The organism is Actinoplanes hulinensis (assembly GCF_019429605.1).
GTDB lineage: Bacteria > Actinomycetota > Actinomycetes > Mycobacteriales > Micromonosporaceae > Actinoplanes > Actinoplanes campanulatus.
This window is the reverse complement of sequence record NZ_JAHXZI010000021.1, coordinates 145,884-161,105: the sequence shown is the minus strand read 5'-3', so window position 1 is coordinate 161,105 and position 15,222 is coordinate 145,884. Positions and strand designations below refer to the sequence as shown.

Sequence of the window (15,222 nt, the reverse complement as noted above, 5' to 3'; positions counted from 1 at the left end):
TGTGCGATAGTCCGGCGGTGAGTGAGAGAGGCCGGCGGCGCGACGCCGAGGAGAACCGGGACCGGATCCTGCGGGCGGCCCGGACACTGCTCGCCCGCCAGCCCGCGGCCAGTATGGACGACCTGGCCCAGGCCGCCGGCGTGGTCCGCCGCACCGTCTACGCCCACTTCCCCAACCGGGACGCCCTGCTGGCCGGGCTCGCCGACCGCTGCGCGACCGACCTGCTGGACGCGCTCGCGGTCACCGACCGGGCCGCCCTCGAACCGGAGGTGGCGCTCGCCGACTTCGCCCTCACCGTGTGGGCGGCCGGCGAGCAGTACCGCCTGCTGATCTCCCTGGCCGAGACCGGCCTCGGCATGGCCGGGCTGCGCGACCTGCTCCACCCGATCGCCGAACAGAGCTATCAGCTGCTGACCCGGGGCAGGGAGCGGGGCCGGTTCGCCACCCACCTGCCGCTGCCGGTGCTCAGCGTCGCGCTCCAGGCCATGACGCTGGCCATGATGCGGGCGGTCAACGACGAGCTGTGGGCCGATGACGGCACCGGCTCCACGGTCGGGCTTCTGGTCGCCGCCGGGCTCACCCCGGCGGCCGCCGAGGAGGCGATCCGCCGGGCCCGCGAGCCGCGTCACAACCCGTTGCGTCCCGTCTGACGCCCGGCCTAACCTGCACGTGCCTGTGCAGTTTGTCGCCGTCCGTTCGGAGTGACCTCGTGAACACCGTGCTCGCCGGCATCGTCATCGTCTTCTTCGGCGTCCAGGGCCTGGCCCGCCTCGCCGCCGCGCGCGAGGAGCAGCTCGCCGCGGCATACCACTTCGGAGTCTCGCTGGGGGAGTACCGGAAGTTCTCCGCCCTGCTCATCGCCGGCAGCATCGGTGTGGCCGCCGGACTGGCCGTCCCGGTGCTCGGCGTCGCGTCGGCCGTCGGCCTCATCGTGCTCATGGTGATCGCGGCCGGATTGCGCTGGCTCTGCCAGGACGGGGCGTGGCGGATCGCGGTGCCGCTGGTCGTCGCCGCACTCACCGCGGGTTACCTCACCACGGCCGGCTGAGAGCCGGCTGGACCACCGATCTTCGCCCGGCGGCGCCTCGCGGGCGGGACCACGCACGGGGCCCGCGGTGCGCTACGGGACGTGCTGGATGCGGTTGGGGACGCTCCACCCCGTACTGGAAACGGGGTTTGATCTAAGGGGTGGGGAACGGGTGGCGGAGCGGGTCGTAGGTGGTGCGGTAGGTGCGCGGGCCGATCCGGGGGAGCAGCCGGTCACGTAGCCAGACCGGCAGGGCGGCGGCCCGGGAGAAGCGGTCGGTGGCGGCCTGTACGTGGGTGACCCGCTCCCGGCGCAGCTGTTCGTAGCGGGCGCCCGCGCCGTCCCAGTCGCCGTCGGCGAGCAGGTCGGCCAGGACCAGACCGTCCTCGACGGCCAGGGCCGCGCCCTGCGCCCAGACGGGAGCGGTGGCGTGGGCCGCGTCGCCGACCAGCACGCAGTTGCCGGAGGCCCACGTGCCGGTGCGGACCTCCTCGACCGGGGAGTGGTAGAGATCGGTCAGCCCGTCCAGAACCCGGCGGACCGGGGCCGGATAGTCACCGAAAGTGTCCTGGAGCCAGGACGCGTCGGCGCTCACCTTGCCGCCGCCGGTGGCTGAGGCGTACCCGTAGACGGTGTCGTCGTCGACCGGGATCAGCAGGAACGCGCCACCCCTGCCGGACCAGACCGTCCAGCAGTCGACGCCCGGGTTGGGCGCCATGAAACGCCAGCTCGCGGCGCTGAGCAGGGCGGTCTGCGTGCCGGTGGCGCCGGCCGGCATCGCGGTGGCGCGGACGACCGAGTGGACGCCGTCGGCGCCGGCGACGAGGCCGAAGGTCTGGCGGGCGCCGTCACCGAAGGTCGCCTCGGCGCCGCCGGGCACCGGCCGGACCGCGGTCACCGTGAGTGGCCGCCGGACCGGGGCGTCCAGGCCGTCCGCCAGCAGGGCGAGCAGATCGGAGCGCCGCACGCAGCGGGGCCGGGCCTCCGGGCCCCAGAACGCGTCCTCGTCGACGGCGAAGAGCAGCCGGTCGCGGGCCGAGCGGTACTCCCTCCGGTGGGTGGTACGGCCGAGCTTCTGGAGACCGTCGGCGAGGCCGAGGGCGGCGAAAGCGGTCACGGCGTTACCGGGCAGGTTGATCGCCAGGCCGCCGGCATCGGTGTCGCCGCGCTCGGCGACGGTGACCGGCACGTCCCGGCGGCGCAGCGCCCGGGCCGTGGCCAGGCCGGCGATGCCGCCACCCACCACAAGTACGTCCATGACGACCCAGGCTCCCCTCATTCGCCGTCATCGTTGGATGAGTGGCGTCAACCGGACAGTTTCAGCGGCCGGACCCCATGAGCCCGAGCAGGCAGCCGACGAAGCATACGAGGGTCACGACGGCGAGGGTGATCAGCAGGGCCTTGAGCGCGCCGCCACCGGACGGCGGCGGCACGTGATAGTGGTACGGCGACGTGTACGTGGGCGGCGGCGGCCCCGGGACGCGCGAGTTGTCGTACTCCCGCCGCAGTGCGTCGTCGAGCAGGATGTCCGCCGCCGTGTTGATCAGCTTGGCCCGGTCGCCGTCACCCGCCCCGCCGTCCGGGTGCGCCTCACGCTGGCGGTCCCGCCGGGCCCGGCTGATCTCCTGCCGGGACGCGGTCGGAGCCACGCCGAGCACCCGATAGGGGTCGTGCCCGTGCAGATCCCGGAACCGCCCGGTCACTTGCGGACCCGGAACCGGCGGCAGTTCAGCCGCCAGGTGGCCGCCTCGCCGCGCAGCACCCCGGAACCGGCCACGACCGTCGCCCACCGGTCGTCGTGCAGATAGCCGAACACCTTCCAGTCGCGCTGGGTGGCCGTCTCCCACTGGAAGATCTCCCGCTCGCCGCGGGGTGGTTCGGCCGCGTCCCGGAACGGTTTCTGCATCAGCCGTTGCGCCTGCTCGGGCAGGTGGCCGAGGAAGTCCCGCAGTTCCTGGGACATCCGGTCCAGTACGGGGGAGCCGGGCATCCGCTCCACTCCGCCGCTCCTACTGCCGGGACGGCCTCCGGAGGTTTCGTTGACCTCCTTCACAAGGGCGGTCTCCGGGCTCACGAGGATCAGCTCGGTGAACTCGTGGCTACGCCCGTTCGGGGCGGCCTTCACCAGCGCCCGGTCGCCCAGCAGCATGGCGGTGACCAGGCCGTCGTCGACCCGTGCCCAGCGCTCCAGCGGCTGCCCGGCCCGCCGGGCGAGAACACCGCGGACCTCCGGGTTCAGCCGGTTCCACGCCTCTTCGGGGTCGACCGCCGGAAAGAACTCGATCTGGCCCGGCCGGTGCACCGGAACCGGTCGTCCCTCGCCGCGCTTCTCGCCGCCCCGGGCCAGAGCCCGCTCCCGGTCGGCGGCGCCGCGCCGATCCTCCCTGAACCGTTCCCGCTCGTCAGACACGGTCCCACGCTATCGACGGATGTTCTGTCCGTCAGTACCCGATCAAGCGATGTGCACTCAGGACATCGTCCACACCGAAGACCCACAACGGACAGTTTCGGCACTCGGACGTGGTCTGCCCCTGTTCAGGCCACTCTGTACCTGCCAGGCTGGCGACCGAGCAAGGGGGATGCAATGCCTGGATTCCGGGAGATTCAGCAGCAGGAGGCGGAGCAGATCGCCGCCGGGTGGAAGTCGATGGTCGGGATGATCGAGCACCTGAGCGCGGGCCGGCCGGTCCAGCCGGTGCAGCCGACGATCATGTGCCGGCCGGGCGAGGAACAGTACGGCACGCTGCCCGTGGACGTGAGCCTCTACTGCGGCGCCGACTACTCGTACTCGGGCGGCACCTTCGCCTCCGGTGGCCTGCTGTTCACCGCCGCCGCGATGGCCGCCGGCGCCGCCTACCACGCGAACCAGCGGCGCAAGGCCGAGGAGGCGTCCCGCCCGCAGTGGCGGCCCTGGGGCCGGTTCCCGGCGATCGTCACGAACCGGCGGGTGCTGCTGATGATCGAGCAGTGGTCCAGCTACGAGCTCGAGCACCTGCTGATGATCGAGCCGAGCCCGATGCAGTACTCGGTGGCCCTCCACTTCGAGGGCTCCTACCCGATCATGCTGCGCGGCCCGTGGGTGCCCTGGGCGACCGTCACCCTGTGCGGGGCGATGTTCGGCAAGCCGTGGCCGCCCGGCTTCGTGCCGCCGCCCGAGCTCCAGGGCATCGGTGGCCCTGCCCCGCAGACACCTCAGCAGGAGCTGCCGCCCGGCCTTTAGATCAACCCCGTTTCCGGTACGCGTGACGCCGTTCCGCCCTTTTCAGGTCCGTTCCGCCCAGCCACGCGAGCCCGCTGCCCACTCCCGCCCTTGCCGCGCCCGCCGGGCGCAGATCGGTGTCCGGGCAGGCCGGGGGGTTGCAACCTCCGCAGATCCCGCCGGTCACGGCCGCCCGCCTTCCGGTCACGCTGGGTGGGTGGTTGCGGTGTTGCTTCCCAGGCACCGAGGCTGCCCGCCCGCGGCCGTCACGCCGGTCGCCCGGGGTGGGTGGTCGCACTTACACAAGGGTGTGCGCGCACGGTGGCGGTGTTGTGGTCGCCTACTTGGCCTATCGCCGCGACGGCCGCTCACGTGGCGGCTTTCGTGTGCGCTCACCTCCAAAGGCCCGGCTGGCCGGCACTCCGCGTGAGCGGGGAACTCGGTTTACCGGTTCTTGTGGAGGGTCGAGGTAGCCGGAGAGCCTGTTCTCGGTTGTGGGTGGCCGCGATGTCGAGTCGCGCATTCGGATGGCTGCGGCGTCACCCCGGCACCGGCGATCTTGGGTGATGGTGGCTGTCGGGCCGATCTTGATTCCTGGTTGTTGCCCAGCGGTCAATCATCGCCCATGATCTATTTTCGCTGGAAGACCTTGGGTGATCGGATACATCCGGCTGGCCACCATGGCGCAAGATCGCGTGTTCGGTGACGATCACCCAAGATCTACATCGATGGCTGCGGATGACTCGCGCGGCCGACGGTGACCGGCCGAACCTCGCGGCGAAGGCGAGAAACACGCGAACAGGCGACTTGACATCCACCCCCGCGGCAATCGAGAAGGAGACTCCAGAACAGCACCTATCTACCGCGCACCCGCTGCCATCATCGCGGTGAGTGACTCCTCGGCGGGTTCCCGTGGTGCGACCGGCGTCAAGTGCAACCACCCAACCGGCGTGGCGGGCGTTACGGCCGTGGGTCAACGGTGCGCGTGCCTGGGAAGCCAAAGCGCAACCGCCCACTCGGCGTAAGCGGCCGCAGGAGGGCTGAGCGGTCCCGCGGGGCCACCGAGCTCAACCCGGCGGGCGTGGCAAAGGCGGGAGTGGCGGGCGTGGCAAAGGCGGGAGTGGCAAAGGCGGGAGTGGCGGGCGCGGCAAAGGCGGGAGTGGCGGGCGCGGCAAAGGCGGGAGCGGCGGGCGCGGCAAAGGCGGGAGTGGCAGGGAGACCGCGGGGTGGGGCGGAATGGGCCGATGGGGTTGGGGGCGGCGTCACGCGTACAAGATCAGTTGGGGGTGAAGAGGCCCTGCAAGCCCACGATGATCGCGATGATGCCGAAGACCGCGACCAGCAGCGCCGGGCCGGCGAGATCGGCCGGAGCGACCGCGACCGGCGCGGGCTCCGAGGTGGGGGAGGGGGCGGCCGGGGTGGTGACCGGTGCGGCCGGGACAAGTGGCTTGCGGCCGGTCAGGCGCTCCCAGGCGAGCAGGACGCCGACCGCGATCCCGACCACCTCGAAGTGGAACAGGTGCGGCCCGGAGACCAGGTGCACGATGAGGAAGTAGCCGCCCGCTACCAGGGCGACGATCCCGACCAGCCAGCGCCACGGGGCGATCCGCGCGGTGACCCTGGCGACGACCGGGAAGCGGCCGAGCAGGGGAATGGCGAGCAGTAGCCCGCCGACGATGTTCGCGATGTCGAGCAGCAGGGCCATCAGCATGGCGGAAGCTTATCTTGGAGCGCTCCCAAACGCATCGTGAGCCCATTGACTGTATAGATCCACGGCTATACGTTTCGGGATGTGCCCCTGCGGCGACGCACCCTGCTGGGAGCCGCCTCCCCGCTGCTTCTGTTCGATCCCCACCCGCCCCCACGCCCCCGCTGGACCCACACCTGGACCGCCGCTCCACAGATCACCGAACCGTACGACCTGCCGCCGGAGCCGTTCACCGGCGACCGCGCCATGCTGGTGAACGCCACCCTGCGCCAGACCGTGCGCCTGTCCCTGGGCGGGCGGCGGCTGCGGGTCCGGTTCTCCAACGCGTTCGGCACGACCGACCTGCCGATCAGCGCGGCCGCCGTGGCTCTGCCGCGGGACGGCCGGGCCGGGGCGCCGGGCATCCAGCCGGGCAGTTCGCGGCGGCTGACGTTCGGCGGCCGGGACGAGGTGACCGTGCCGCCGGGCGCGCAGATGATCTCCGACCCGGTCGATCTGCCGGTCGTCGCGGCGCAGAACCTGACGGTCACCGTCCACCTGCGGGACGGGCAGGACGGGTCGGCGCTCACCTCGCATCCGGGTTCGCGTACCACCTCGTGGCTGATCGAGGGGGACCGGCTCGCGGACCCGGAGCTGCCGGGGGCCGTGCCGGTCAACCACTGGTACCTGCTCAGCGCGGTCGAGGTCACCGCGACCGGCGCGGCCGGGCTGGTCGTGCTCGGCGACGCGCTGAGCGACGGCCGCGGCTCCACCCTCAACGGCAACGACCGCTGGCCCGACCAACTGCTCATCCGGCTGCGCCGCCCCGGCCTCGCGGTGCTCAACCAGGCGGCCCGCGGCAACCGGGTGCTGTGCGACGGCCTCGGCCCGAACGCCCTGGCCCGGCTGGACCGCGACGTGCTGACGGTCAGCGGCGCCCGGTGGCTGCTCGTCTTCGAAGGCGTCAACGACCTGGGCATGACGGCCGCCACCGAGCTGGCGCAACGCCGCGTCGTGGCCGGGCTGATCGGCGCCTACCAGCAGATCGCGCTGCGCGCGCAGGCGTGCGGCCTGCGGATCTTCGGCGCCACGCTCACGCCTTTCGGCGGCAACATCTACGACGACAAGGCGGGCGTACGGGAGTCCGCCCGCCAGCAGGTGAACGCCGCGATCCGGGCCGGCCTGTTCGACGGCTGGGTGGACTTCGACGCGGCGGTACGCGATCCGGTCGCGCCCTGGCGGCTGCTCCCGGTCTTCGACGCCGGCGACCACCTGCACCTGAACCCGCGCGGGTACGCCGCCCTGGCCGCCGCCGTGCCTAGCCGGCTCTTCGAAGCAGCGGCCGGGTGAGCCGGGTCGCGATCAGGGCCACCACGCAGAGCGCGGCAAGACTCAGGAACCCGGCCCGGAACGAGCCGGTGGCGTCCTTGACGGCGCCCAGCGCGTACACGAAGGCGAAGCTGCCCAGGTTGGCGCAGAAGTTGCCGAAACCGCTGATCAGCCCGGCGCCGCTGGACCCGAGCACCTGCAACGGCAGGGCGAACAGCGGCCCGAAGTAGACCTGGATCGCCATCGAGATCAGCGCTACCACGCCGAGCAGCCCGAGCATGCCGGGCACGTAGGTGAGCAGTGTCAGGCCGACGGTCAGGACGGTCAGCGAACCGCCGATCACCAGCAGCGGCCGGTTGATCCGGTCGGACAGGTAGCCACCCAGGTAGTTGACCGGCGCGCTGATCGCCGAGGCCAGCGCGGCGACCAGGCCGGCGGTGGCCAGCGACTGCCCGCGGTCGACCACCAGATAGGTGGGCAGCCAGAACGTGAAGCCCTGCGCCACGGCGAGCCGGGTGAACTGGATGACCCCGGTGAGCTGGATGATCCGCTGCCGGATCAGCCCCGGCAGGTCGGCGAACCGGACCGGGTCGCCGGGTTCCCGCCGCGGCGCCGCCCCGGCGAGGAACCGGTACAGCATCAGGGCCAGCAGCCCGAACCCGGAGAACAGCAGGAACAGCAGCCGCCAGCCGAGCGGCCCGACCAGCAGCGGCCCGACGGCGCTGAGCAGCACGTTCGAGGAGAAGCCGCCGACCACGTACAGGCCCATGGCGGTGGCCCGCCGGCCCGGCGGGAACAACTGGGTCATCAGCAGCATGCCGGGGGTGAAGACCAGGGCGCGGAAGAAGCCGGCCAGCGCCTGGTCGATCAACAGCAGGGGGTACGTGTCGAGCACCGCGAACAGGGCCGACAGGACGTTCAGGCCGAGCAGCCCGATGAGGAACAGCCGGCGCGGGGTGAACCGGTCGGCCAGGTATCCGGACGGCACCTGCATCAGGGCGTAGGTGAGGTTGCTCGCGGCGGCCAGGGTGCCCGCCTCGGTGAAGCTCAGCCCCAGGTCGGAACGGATCAGCGGCAGGAACAGCCCGATCCCGCCGAAGATCAGCCCGATCGTGCTCTGGCAGACGACCAGCAACGTGATGAGCGGGCGGCGCCGGGCGGTGTCGGTGGTCGTCACCCGCGGATCGTAAGCGGCTAACGTGTCGGCATGCCTGACAGCATCGACGTACCCGGTTACCTGGCCCGGCTGGGCCTGCCCGAGCTGGCCGGTCACGAGCCGGGCGTGGCGGCGCTCGACGCCCTGCACCGGGCGCACGCCGAGCGGGTGCCCTACGAGTGCCTGGAGATCCACATCGGGCGGCCCACCACGGTCTGCCCGGCCGAGTCGGCGGCCCGGATCGTGGCCGGTCGCGGCGGGTACTGCTTCCACCTCAACGGGGCGTTCTCGGCGCTGCTGCGGGCGCTCGGCTACCAGGTCACCCGGCATGTCGGCGGCGTGCAGGGCAACAAGACGCTGCCCGCCGGGGCCTCCGCCAACCACCTGGTGCTCACCGTCTCCGGCCTGCCGTCGGACACCTGCCCGGACGGCGTCTGGCTGGTCGACCTGGGCATGGGCGACGGCCTGCACGGCCCGCTTCCGCTGATCGCGGGCGAGCACGCGGACGGCCCGTTCCGGTACGCGCTGCGCCCGTCGGAGGCCGAGCCGGGCGGCTGGCGGTTCGACCACGATCCGCGCGGCAGCTTCCTCGGCATGGACTTCCGCGCGGAACCGGCCCGGATGTCGGAGTTCCGGGCGAAGCACGAGGAACTGTCCACCTCGCCGGAGTCCGGTTTCGTCCGCACCCCGGCGGTCTGCCGGCGCGACGCCACCGGCTTCGACGTGCTGCGCGCCCGCACCCTGACCCGGACCGAGGCCGAGCCGGTCCACACTCCACTGGCCACGGAGGACGACTACTTCGGCGCCCTGGACGAGGTGTTCGGCATCACCCTGCCCGCCGAGGACCGGGCGATCCTGTGGGCCTCGGCCACCCGGGCCCACGAGGCCTGGCTGGAGTCACGGGCGTAACCGGGCGCCCGGGCCCGGGCGGGGCTGGATCTCGCGGTGGTCGGTGAGGTGGTGGCCGTCCGTGCAGTACGCCTCCAGGTGCAGGTCGGCGCCGCAGTCGCGGTGGGCGTAGCGGATCGGCGGGCCCTCCGGGTCGGCCAGGTAGCGGTTGCCCCACTCGGCCAGGGCGATCAGCACCGGGTAGAGGTCGAAGCCCTTGGGGGTGAGCCGGTACTCGTGCCGGACCCGGGCGCCCGGCTCCTGGTAGGGCTCGCGCCGGAGCACCCCGTTCTCCACCAGGCCGGCCAGCCGGTTGGTGAGCACCTGGCGGGGGATGCCGGTGCGGGTGCGCATGTCCTCGAACCGGCGGACCCCGGTGAAGATCTCGCGCAGCACCACGAGGGTCCACTTCTCGCCGAGCACGCCCATCGCCCGCTCGATGGTGCAGTTGTCGAACGACCAGTCCAGCGGGGAGGGCGCAGTCATGTGAGACAGGCTAAGTCTCGTTGACAGACGCAGCAAGCCTCTGCCAGCCTGCATCCATGACGCAGACTCAGGATGCCACCCGTACCCGTACGTTCGGCTGGACCGACCCCGCGGAGCACGCGCACCTGCTGGGCCGGCGCAGCGGGCTGGAGATCCTGCGGGCCATGGCCACCGGTGAGCTCCCGCCGCCGCCGGTCATGCACCTCATCGACGGCGAGGGCATGCAGGTCGAGGAGGGCGCCGTGACCCTCACGCTGGAGCCGCGGGAGTTCCACTACAACCCGCTCGGCAGTGTGCACGGCGGGATCCTGTCGACGCTCCTCGACACCGCGGCCGCCTGCTCGGTGCACAGCACCCTCCCGGCCGGGGTCGGCTACACCAGCATGGATCTCAACGTGAAGTTCCTGCGCCCGGCCACCATCGCGTCCGGCAAGCTCACCTGCGCCGGGACGGTGCTCCAGCGCGGCCGGCGGACCGCGCTCGCCGAGGCCCGCATCACCGACGCGGCCGGCCGTCTCATCGCCCACGCCACGTCCAGCTGCATGATCTTCGAGATCTGATCTTTTCGGCTGGACCACCCACTCACGCCCGGCGGGCGCGGCATGGTCCGGACCCGGCAGCGGCTTGCGGGTCCGGTACGGCGGGTGCGCGTAGCCGTACGAAAATATTTGATCTGTCTTTTGGGCCATCATCAGATCGACGTGTCCTGATCGCGACGGAGGCTTGGCGGGGGCTGCTCGCGGGAGCACGATGACCGGCGTCCCTCTCGCGAGTCAGGAGACGTCTGATGCTTACGCTCCACCGTCGCACCCTGTTCACCGCCGGTGGCGCCATCGCCGGATCGATGGCGCTCCCGCACGCCGCCTCGGCGGACACCCACCCCTCGTCGGATCCGCTGGCGTCGATGCTGGCCGGAAACCGGCGTTTCGCCGCCGGGCGCGCCCGGCACCCTCGCCAGAGTCCCGCCCGGGTGCGCGAGGTCGCCGCCGGGCAGCATCCGTTCGCCGTCATCCTGGGCTGCGCGGACTCCCGGCTCACCCCGGAGATCCTCTTCGACCAGGGGATCGGTGACCTCTTCGACAACCGGGTCGCCGGCAACCTGGTCGACGACATCCTGCTCGGCAGCATCGAGTACGCGGTGGAGGAGTTCGTCCCGCCGGTGATCATGGTGCTCGGGCACGAGCGCTGCGGGGCGATCTCGGCCACCCTGAACGCGATCCGCACCGGCGCCGAGGTCCCCGGCCACATCGCGGCCGTCGTGGACGCGCTGCGCCCGATCGTCGCGCCCTATGTGGACGACCCGGACGGGGTCGAGAAGGCGGTCCGGGCCAACGTGCGCGCCCAGGCCGAGGCGATCGTCGAGCAGAGCGAGATCGTCCACGAGGCGGTGGAGAGCGGGGCGACCCTGGTGGTCGGCGCCCGCTACGACCTGGACTCCGGGCTGGTGACGCTGGTCCGTTAGACCCGGATACCGGCGGCCCAGCCGAGGAGTTCGGCCCGCGCCGCCGTCAGGGTGGCGGCCGGGATCGAGGCCGTGTCGGACGCGTTGACGACGAGCGCCACGTGCACCGAGCCGTCCCCGTCGAGCAGCAGCCGCCGGGCCGTCGTCGCGCCGGCCTCGGTGGCGACGGCGATCGGGCCGCTCGCCGTCAGCCCGCTCCGGGTGCCCAGGTCGGAGACCACCACGGTGCGGGCCGACGGGAACGAGCCGGGCAGGTGCAACTCGGTCGGCGCGCCGAGCGGGGCGGACGGGCCACGCCACACCAGTACGCCGTACTGGCGGCCCGCCACCAGCCCGGCGATCGTGGGCAGCCGGGACGGGACGGTCAGCCACGCCTGCTGACGGCCGGCGCCCGCGTACCCGTCACGGGCCAGGTCCTCGTAGGCGAACGCGATCGTGCTCCCGGCCACGGCACTGGGGAAGAGGCGGTCCAGCACCCGCCGGTCCAATCGGAGTGCTCCGTTCGCGTACACCGAATGGTCTTCGCCGTTCCAGGCGTCCCCGGTGGTCTGAATCTTGTCGGGGTTGCCGTTCATCGCCTCGCTGTGCCGACCGCTGTAGACGTCCCAGTGCCACTGCGTCGCCGACAGCGCCGGCCCGGATCCCGTCGTGCTGTTCCAGAACGAGGCGCCGGACAGCCGGGAGTCGAGGCCCTGATACATGGCCCGGACCATCCACGGGGTACGGCCACTGCTGCCCGTTCCGGAGAGCGCGTTGCCGAACTCGGACACGAACGGCGGGGCGCCCAGCGCGGTCGCCCGGTCCCGGATCCGGTTCATGGCGGCGCTGTACGTCCCGTCGCCGGCCGCGGTCGGGTCCAGCGTCATCCGGCCGCCGTCGTAGTAGTGGCTGTTGAACACGTACCGCGGCCCGAGCGGCGGGATCGTGGTGAACCCGCCCGCCTCACCGAACTGGGTGTTCCAGAACACCAGCGGCTCGGCGTACAGCGGCCGCGCGGCCCAGCCGGTCTCGTCCATCACGGCACGGAACCGCTGGTAGAACGGCATCAGCAGGGTCGCCTCCCAGGTAGCGCCGGACGCGCCGTCGAGGCCGCCGTCGAACGGCTCGTTGAACGGGTCGACGCCCAGGACCATGGTGTGGTCCAGGTTGGCGCGGAAGTAGGTGAGAGCGGCCCGCGCCTGCGCCAGATAGGCGTCCTGCACCCCGTAACGGTTGTGCCAGAAGTCGTGGGCGGCAGCCCGGACCGCGCCGTTGGTGAGCATGTTCTGCCCCCACAGGATGCAGATGCCGCACGACTCGTCCGGATAGGTCCCGGCGTCGATCACCCACTTCGGGGCGCCGTCACCGGTGTACCAGCTGTCCGGGTCGAACAGGTGCGCCGACCAGAGGTCCTGGTGGTAGTCGATCAGCACCCGGATGCCGCGGTCGGTGAACTCCCGCATCTGCGCGGCGGCCCGGGCCAGGTAGGCGGTGTCGATCCGGTCCCGGGCCGGCTGCACGCCCTCCCAGCTGATCAGGAAGCGGATCGCGTTGGCGCCGGTGAGGTCGCGCATCGCGGTGGCCGCGGCGGCCGCGGCGGCGGTGTCACGGAACGGCAGCAGGCCGTTCTCGTACAGCTTGGTGCTGCCGGAGACGTTGAAGCCGCGGAGCACGATTTCCCGGCCGTACGCGTCGGTGAACGCCGGAACGGCGGCCGCGGCGGGTTGCGCCGGAGCCACCACACCGGCCATGACCAGCAGGAGTGTCACGAAGAAGGCCCGCATGTATCGACGGTAATCACTTGTTCACAATTGGCAAACCCCCGCGATAACAGCGGCGCATGGCACTATTTCGACCCATGACGGCCGAAGCTTTCCGCGCGTTCATCGCCTCCGGGTGGGCGCCCCGCGAAACCACCCCGGCACCCCGGGCCGACGTCGCCGACCGGGCGGCCGGGCGCCGCGCCGCACTGGCCGGGGAATTCCCCGGCGAGCGGCTGGTCATCCCGGCCGGTGGGCCCAAGGTGCGCAGCAACGACACCGACTACCCGTACCGGCCGCACACCGCCTTCGCCCACCTCACCGGGCTGGGCGCGGCCGCCGAGCCGGACAGCGTGCTCGTCCTCGACGACGGGCGGGCCACCCTCTACTTCCGGCCGCTCGCCCCGCGCGACAGCAGCGAGTTCTACGCCGACATGCGGTACGGCGAGTTCTGGGTCGGCCCGCGGCCCACCATCGAGGAGATCGAGTCCCGCTACGGCATCGCCGCGGCCCACCTCGACGCCCTCCCGGACGCGCTCGCCAAGGACGCCGACCCGGCCCGGCTGCGGGTGGTCCGGTCGGCCGACCCGGCGGTGGCACGGCTCATCGACAAACTACGGGTGGACGGCCCGGCCGTCCTGCCCGGCGCCGACGACGAACTGGACCGGCACCTGTCCGAGATGCGGCTGGTCAAGGACGAATGGGAGATCGGTGAGATGCGCGCCGCGATCGCCGCCACCCACCGCGGCTTCGAGGCGATCATCGCGGCCCTGCCCGAGGCGATCGCCAACGGCCACGGCGAGCGCTGGATCGAGGGGATCTTCGGCCTGCACGCCCGCCACCAGGGCAACGGCATCGGGTACGACTCGATCTGCGCGGCCGGCGACCACGCCAACACCATCCACTGGATCCGCAACACCGGAGAGGTCCGCCCGGACGACCTGATCCTGATCGACGCCGGCGTCGAGCTGGACTCGCTGTTCACCGCCGACATCACCCGCACCCTGCCGGCCGGCGGCCGGTTCAGCGGCCCGCAGCGGGAGATCTACCAGGCCGTCCTCGACGCGCAGGAGGCCGGGCTGGCCGCCGTCCGGCCGGGCAACCGGTTCCGGGACATCCACGCGGCCGCCACCCGGGTGATCGCCGAACGCGTACACGGGTGGGGTCTGCTGCCCGCCGGGGTGACCGTCGACCAGACGCTGGACCCGGAGGCCGGCGGCTGGCACCGCCGCTGGATGGTCCACGGCACCTCACACCACCTCGGCATGGACGTGCACGACTGCGCCCAGCTGCGCCGCGAGGACTACGTGGGCGGCGAACTGCGGCCCGGCATGATCCTCACCGTCGAGCCCGGTCTCTACTTCAAGGCCGACGACCTGCTCGCGCCCGCGGAGTTCCGCGGCATCGGTGTCCGGATCGAGGACAACGTACTGGTCACCGGGGACGGTCACGAGAACCTGTCGGCGGCGATGCCGCGCACCGCCGCCGACGTGGAGGCCTGGCTCAGCTCCGCTTCTGGGTGACCAGGCAGCCGGCCGACTTCCCGACCTTGCGCAGGCCGGCCAGGTCGCCGGCGCCCCAGACCGCCTTCTTCGACGTCACCGTGTGGTACATGATCTGGCTGCGGTCGTCCTGCTTCGGGTGGGCCAGGCCGATCGCGTGCCCGATCTCGTGCATCAGCACCGCCCCGGTGGTGCCGCCGCGGTGCGCCCCGAAACCGCGGGACATCCCCTTCAGACCGGTCGCGTTGAGCACCACGGCGCCCTGGACCATCATCAGCGCGCTACCGCCGGACGACGTGTAGGCGGTCTGCCACGAGCCGCCGCCCATGCCCAGCGACCGGGAGCGGGCCGGCAGCCAGGTGCTGTGCTTCCCGGGGGTGGCCCAGGCGATGACGATCTCGGTGCCGGCCGGGTACTTCCCGTTGAACCCCTTCTTCGCCTGCGGGATCGCCGAGGTCGTCCCGGCGTACCGGAAGGTCAGCCCGGTGGCCGCGCCGACCCGGGCGAACGCGGTCTTCACCTCGGGCAGCGAGTTCTTCGGCGCGCGGGACAGGTTCACCCGGTAGTCGATGGGGCCGGCACACGGATTCCAGCGGGCGATCAGGCGGTCGCCGTTGGACTGGCTCATGAACGCGTACGACCGGGCGCTCCCGGCGGCGGCCAGCGCCACCCCGGGCTGGGCCACCACCAGCGACGACACCGCGGCGAGCAGGACGAGAACACGCTTCATGAGAGGCATCCGTTCCG

At 72.1% G+C, this 15,222-nt stretch carries 16 protein-coding genes; 8 read left to right on the top strand and 8 right to left on the bottom strand.

Going from position 1 to position 15,222, the window contains the following annotated elements:
• Positions 1–17 precede the first annotated feature (17 nt).
• Together KZ829_RS33870 and KZ829_RS33865 are read left to right on the top strand one after the other, a co-directional pair.
• Positions 18–650, top strand: coding sequence for a TetR/AcrR family transcriptional regulator (locus tag KZ829_RS33870; RefSeq protein ID WP_308285769.1), 633 nt, complete (start codon positions 18–20; stop codon positions 648–650).
• Between the two features lie 59 nt (positions 651–709).
• The gene (locus KZ829_RS33865) at positions 710–1,048 is read left to right on the top strand and encodes a DoxX family protein (protein ID WP_183217980.1); all 339 of its coding nucleotides are present in this window, start codon (positions 710–712) and stop codon (positions 1,046–1,048) included.
• Positions 1,049–1,181: 133 nt separating this feature from the next.
• Here the strand turns inward: KZ829_RS33865 and KZ829_RS33860 are convergent, their stop codons facing one another.
• The 3 genes from KZ829_RS33860 to KZ829_RS33850 form a co-directional block, all read right to left on the bottom strand.
• A complete protein-coding gene (locus KZ829_RS33860; protein ID WP_220147911.1) occupies positions 1,182–2,285 on the bottom strand; it encodes an FAD-dependent oxidoreductase in 1,104 nt (367 codons plus the stop codon).
• A 61-nt stretch (positions 2,286–2,346) separates the two neighbouring features.
• A complete protein-coding gene (locus tag KZ829_RS33855; RefSeq protein WP_220147910.1) occupies positions 2,347–2,730 on the bottom strand; it encodes a J domain-containing protein in 384 nt (127 codons plus the stop codon).
• Positions 2,727–3,437, bottom strand: a complete 711-nt coding sequence (locus tag KZ829_RS33850; protein WP_220147909.1) for a hypothetical protein — start codon at positions 3,435–3,437, stop codon at positions 2,727–2,729. Before KZ829_RS33850 ends, KZ829_RS33855 begins: the two co-directional genes overlap by 4 nt.
• Positions 3,438–3,611: 174 nt before the next feature.
• Here KZ829_RS33850 and KZ829_RS33845 point away from each other — a divergent pair, with 174 nt between their 5' ends.
• The gene (locus KZ829_RS33845; protein WP_220147908.1) at positions 3,612–4,247 is read left to right on the top strand and encodes a hypothetical protein; all 636 of its coding nucleotides are present in this window, start codon (positions 3,612–3,614) and stop codon (positions 4,245–4,247) included.
• Positions 4,248–5,502: 1,255 nt separating this feature from the next.
• On the opposite strand, the gene KZ829_RS33840 is transcribed toward KZ829_RS33845, so the two are convergent.
• Positions 5,503–5,937: a hypothetical protein gene (locus tag KZ829_RS33840; protein WP_220147907.1), complete on the bottom strand. Its 435-nt coding sequence runs from the start codon at positions 5,935–5,937 to the stop codon at positions 5,503–5,505.
• An 81-nt stretch (positions 5,938–6,018) separates the two neighbouring features.
• On the opposite strand from KZ829_RS33840, the gene KZ829_RS33835 reads away from it, so the two are divergent.
• Positions 6,019–7,263: an SGNH/GDSL hydrolase family protein gene (locus tag KZ829_RS33835; protein ID WP_308285768.1), complete on the top strand. Its 1,245-nt coding sequence runs from the start codon at positions 6,019–6,021 to the stop codon at positions 7,261–7,263.
• On the opposite strand, the gene KZ829_RS33830 is transcribed toward KZ829_RS33835, so the two are convergent.
• Positions 7,232–8,419, bottom strand: coding sequence for an MFS transporter (locus KZ829_RS33830; RefSeq protein ID WP_220147906.1), 1,188 nt, complete (start codon positions 8,417–8,419; stop codon positions 7,232–7,234). The two genes, KZ829_RS33835 and KZ829_RS33830, sit on opposite strands and share 32 nt — an antisense overlap.
• A gap of 30 nt (positions 8,420–8,449) precedes the next feature.
• On the opposite strand from KZ829_RS33830, the gene KZ829_RS33825 reads away from it, so the two are divergent.
• Positions 8,450–9,307, top strand: a complete 858-nt coding sequence (locus KZ829_RS33825) for an arylamine N-acetyltransferase family protein (protein WP_220147905.1) — start codon at positions 8,450–8,452, stop codon at positions 9,305–9,307.
• Here the strand turns inward: KZ829_RS33825 and KZ829_RS33820 are convergent.
• Entirely contained in the window at positions 9,296–9,772 is a 477-nt protein-coding gene (locus KZ829_RS33820; RefSeq protein ID WP_220147904.1) for a winged helix-turn-helix transcriptional regulator, read from the bottom strand. The genes KZ829_RS33825 and KZ829_RS33820 overlap by 12 nt on opposite strands.
• Before the next feature lie 56 nt (positions 9,773–9,828).
• On the opposite strand from KZ829_RS33820, the gene KZ829_RS33815 reads away from it, so the two are divergent.
• Together KZ829_RS33815 and KZ829_RS33810 are read left to right on the top strand one after the other, a co-directional pair.
• Positions 9,829–10,332 (top strand): PaaI family thioesterase, encoded by a 504-nt coding sequence (locus tag KZ829_RS33815; RefSeq protein ID WP_220147903.1) that lies wholly within the window; start codon positions 9,829–9,831, stop codon positions 10,330–10,332.
• A 227-nt stretch (positions 10,333–10,559) separates the two neighbouring features.
• On the top strand, positions 10,560–11,234 hold the full coding sequence (locus KZ829_RS33810; protein ID WP_220147902.1) for a carbonic anhydrase: 675 nt from the start codon (positions 10,560–10,562) through the stop codon (positions 11,232–11,234).
• Here KZ829_RS33810 and KZ829_RS33805 read toward each other — a convergent pair.
• Positions 11,231–12,997, bottom strand: a complete 1,767-nt coding sequence (locus KZ829_RS33805) for a cellulase family glycosylhydrolase (RefSeq protein ID WP_220147901.1) — start codon at positions 12,995–12,997, stop codon at positions 11,231–11,233. The two genes, KZ829_RS33810 and KZ829_RS33805, sit on opposite strands and share 4 nt — an antisense overlap.
• Positions 12,998–13,053: 56 nt before the next feature.
• Here KZ829_RS33805 and KZ829_RS33800 point away from each other — a divergent pair, with 56 nt between their 5' ends.
• Positions 13,054–14,496 carry an aminopeptidase P family protein gene (locus KZ829_RS33800; RefSeq protein ID WP_220147900.1) on the top strand — a complete coding sequence of 481 codons (1,443 nt, stop codon included), beginning with the start codon at positions 13,054–13,056 and terminating at the stop codon, positions 14,494–14,496.
• Here KZ829_RS33800 and KZ829_RS33795 read toward each other — a convergent pair.
• Positions 14,477–15,205 carry a matrixin family metalloprotease gene (locus KZ829_RS33795; protein WP_220147899.1) on the bottom strand — a complete coding sequence of 243 codons (729 nt, stop codon included), beginning with the start codon at positions 15,203–15,205 and terminating at the stop codon, positions 14,477–14,479. The two genes, KZ829_RS33800 and KZ829_RS33795, sit on opposite strands and share 20 nt — an antisense overlap.
• Positions 15,206–15,222: the final 17 nt, after the last annotated feature.

Coding starts and splice junctions, on each gene's coding strand:
- KZ829_RS33860 (WP_220147911.1), bottom strand. CDS start 2,285: ATGGACGTACTTGTGGTGGGTGGCGGCATCGCCGGCCTGGCCACGGCC.
- KZ829_RS33845 (WP_220147908.1), top strand. CDS start 3,612: ATGCCTGGATTCCGGGAGATTCAGCAGCAGGAGGCGGAGCAGATCGCC.
- KZ829_RS33840 (WP_220147907.1), bottom strand. CDS start 5,937: ATGCTGATGGCCCTGCTGCTCGACATCGCGAACATCGTCGGCGGGCTA.
- KZ829_RS33825 (WP_220147905.1), top strand. CDS start 8,450: ATGCCTGACAGCATCGACGTACCCGGTTACCTGGCCCGGCTGGGCCTG.
- KZ829_RS33820 (WP_220147904.1), bottom strand. CDS start 9,772: ATGACTGCGCCCTCCCCGCTGGACTGGTCGTTCGACAACTGCACCATC.
- KZ829_RS33815 (WP_220147903.1), top strand. CDS start 9,829: ATGACGCAGACTCAGGATGCCACCCGTACCCGTACGTTCGGCTGGACC.
- KZ829_RS33810 (WP_220147902.1), top strand. CDS start 10,560: ATGCTTACGCTCCACCGTCGCACCCTGTTCACCGCCGGTGGCGCCATC.
- KZ829_RS33805 (WP_220147901.1), bottom strand. CDS start 12,997: ATGCGGGCCTTCTTCGTGACACTCCTGCTGGTCATGGCCGGTGTGGTG.
- KZ829_RS33800 (WP_220147900.1), top strand. CDS start 13,054: ATGGCACTATTTCGACCCATGACGGCCGAAGCTTTCCGCGCGTTCATC.
- KZ829_RS33795 (WP_220147899.1), bottom strand. CDS start 15,205: ATGAAGCGTGTTCTCGTCCTGCTCGCCGCGGTGTCGTCGCTGGTGGTG.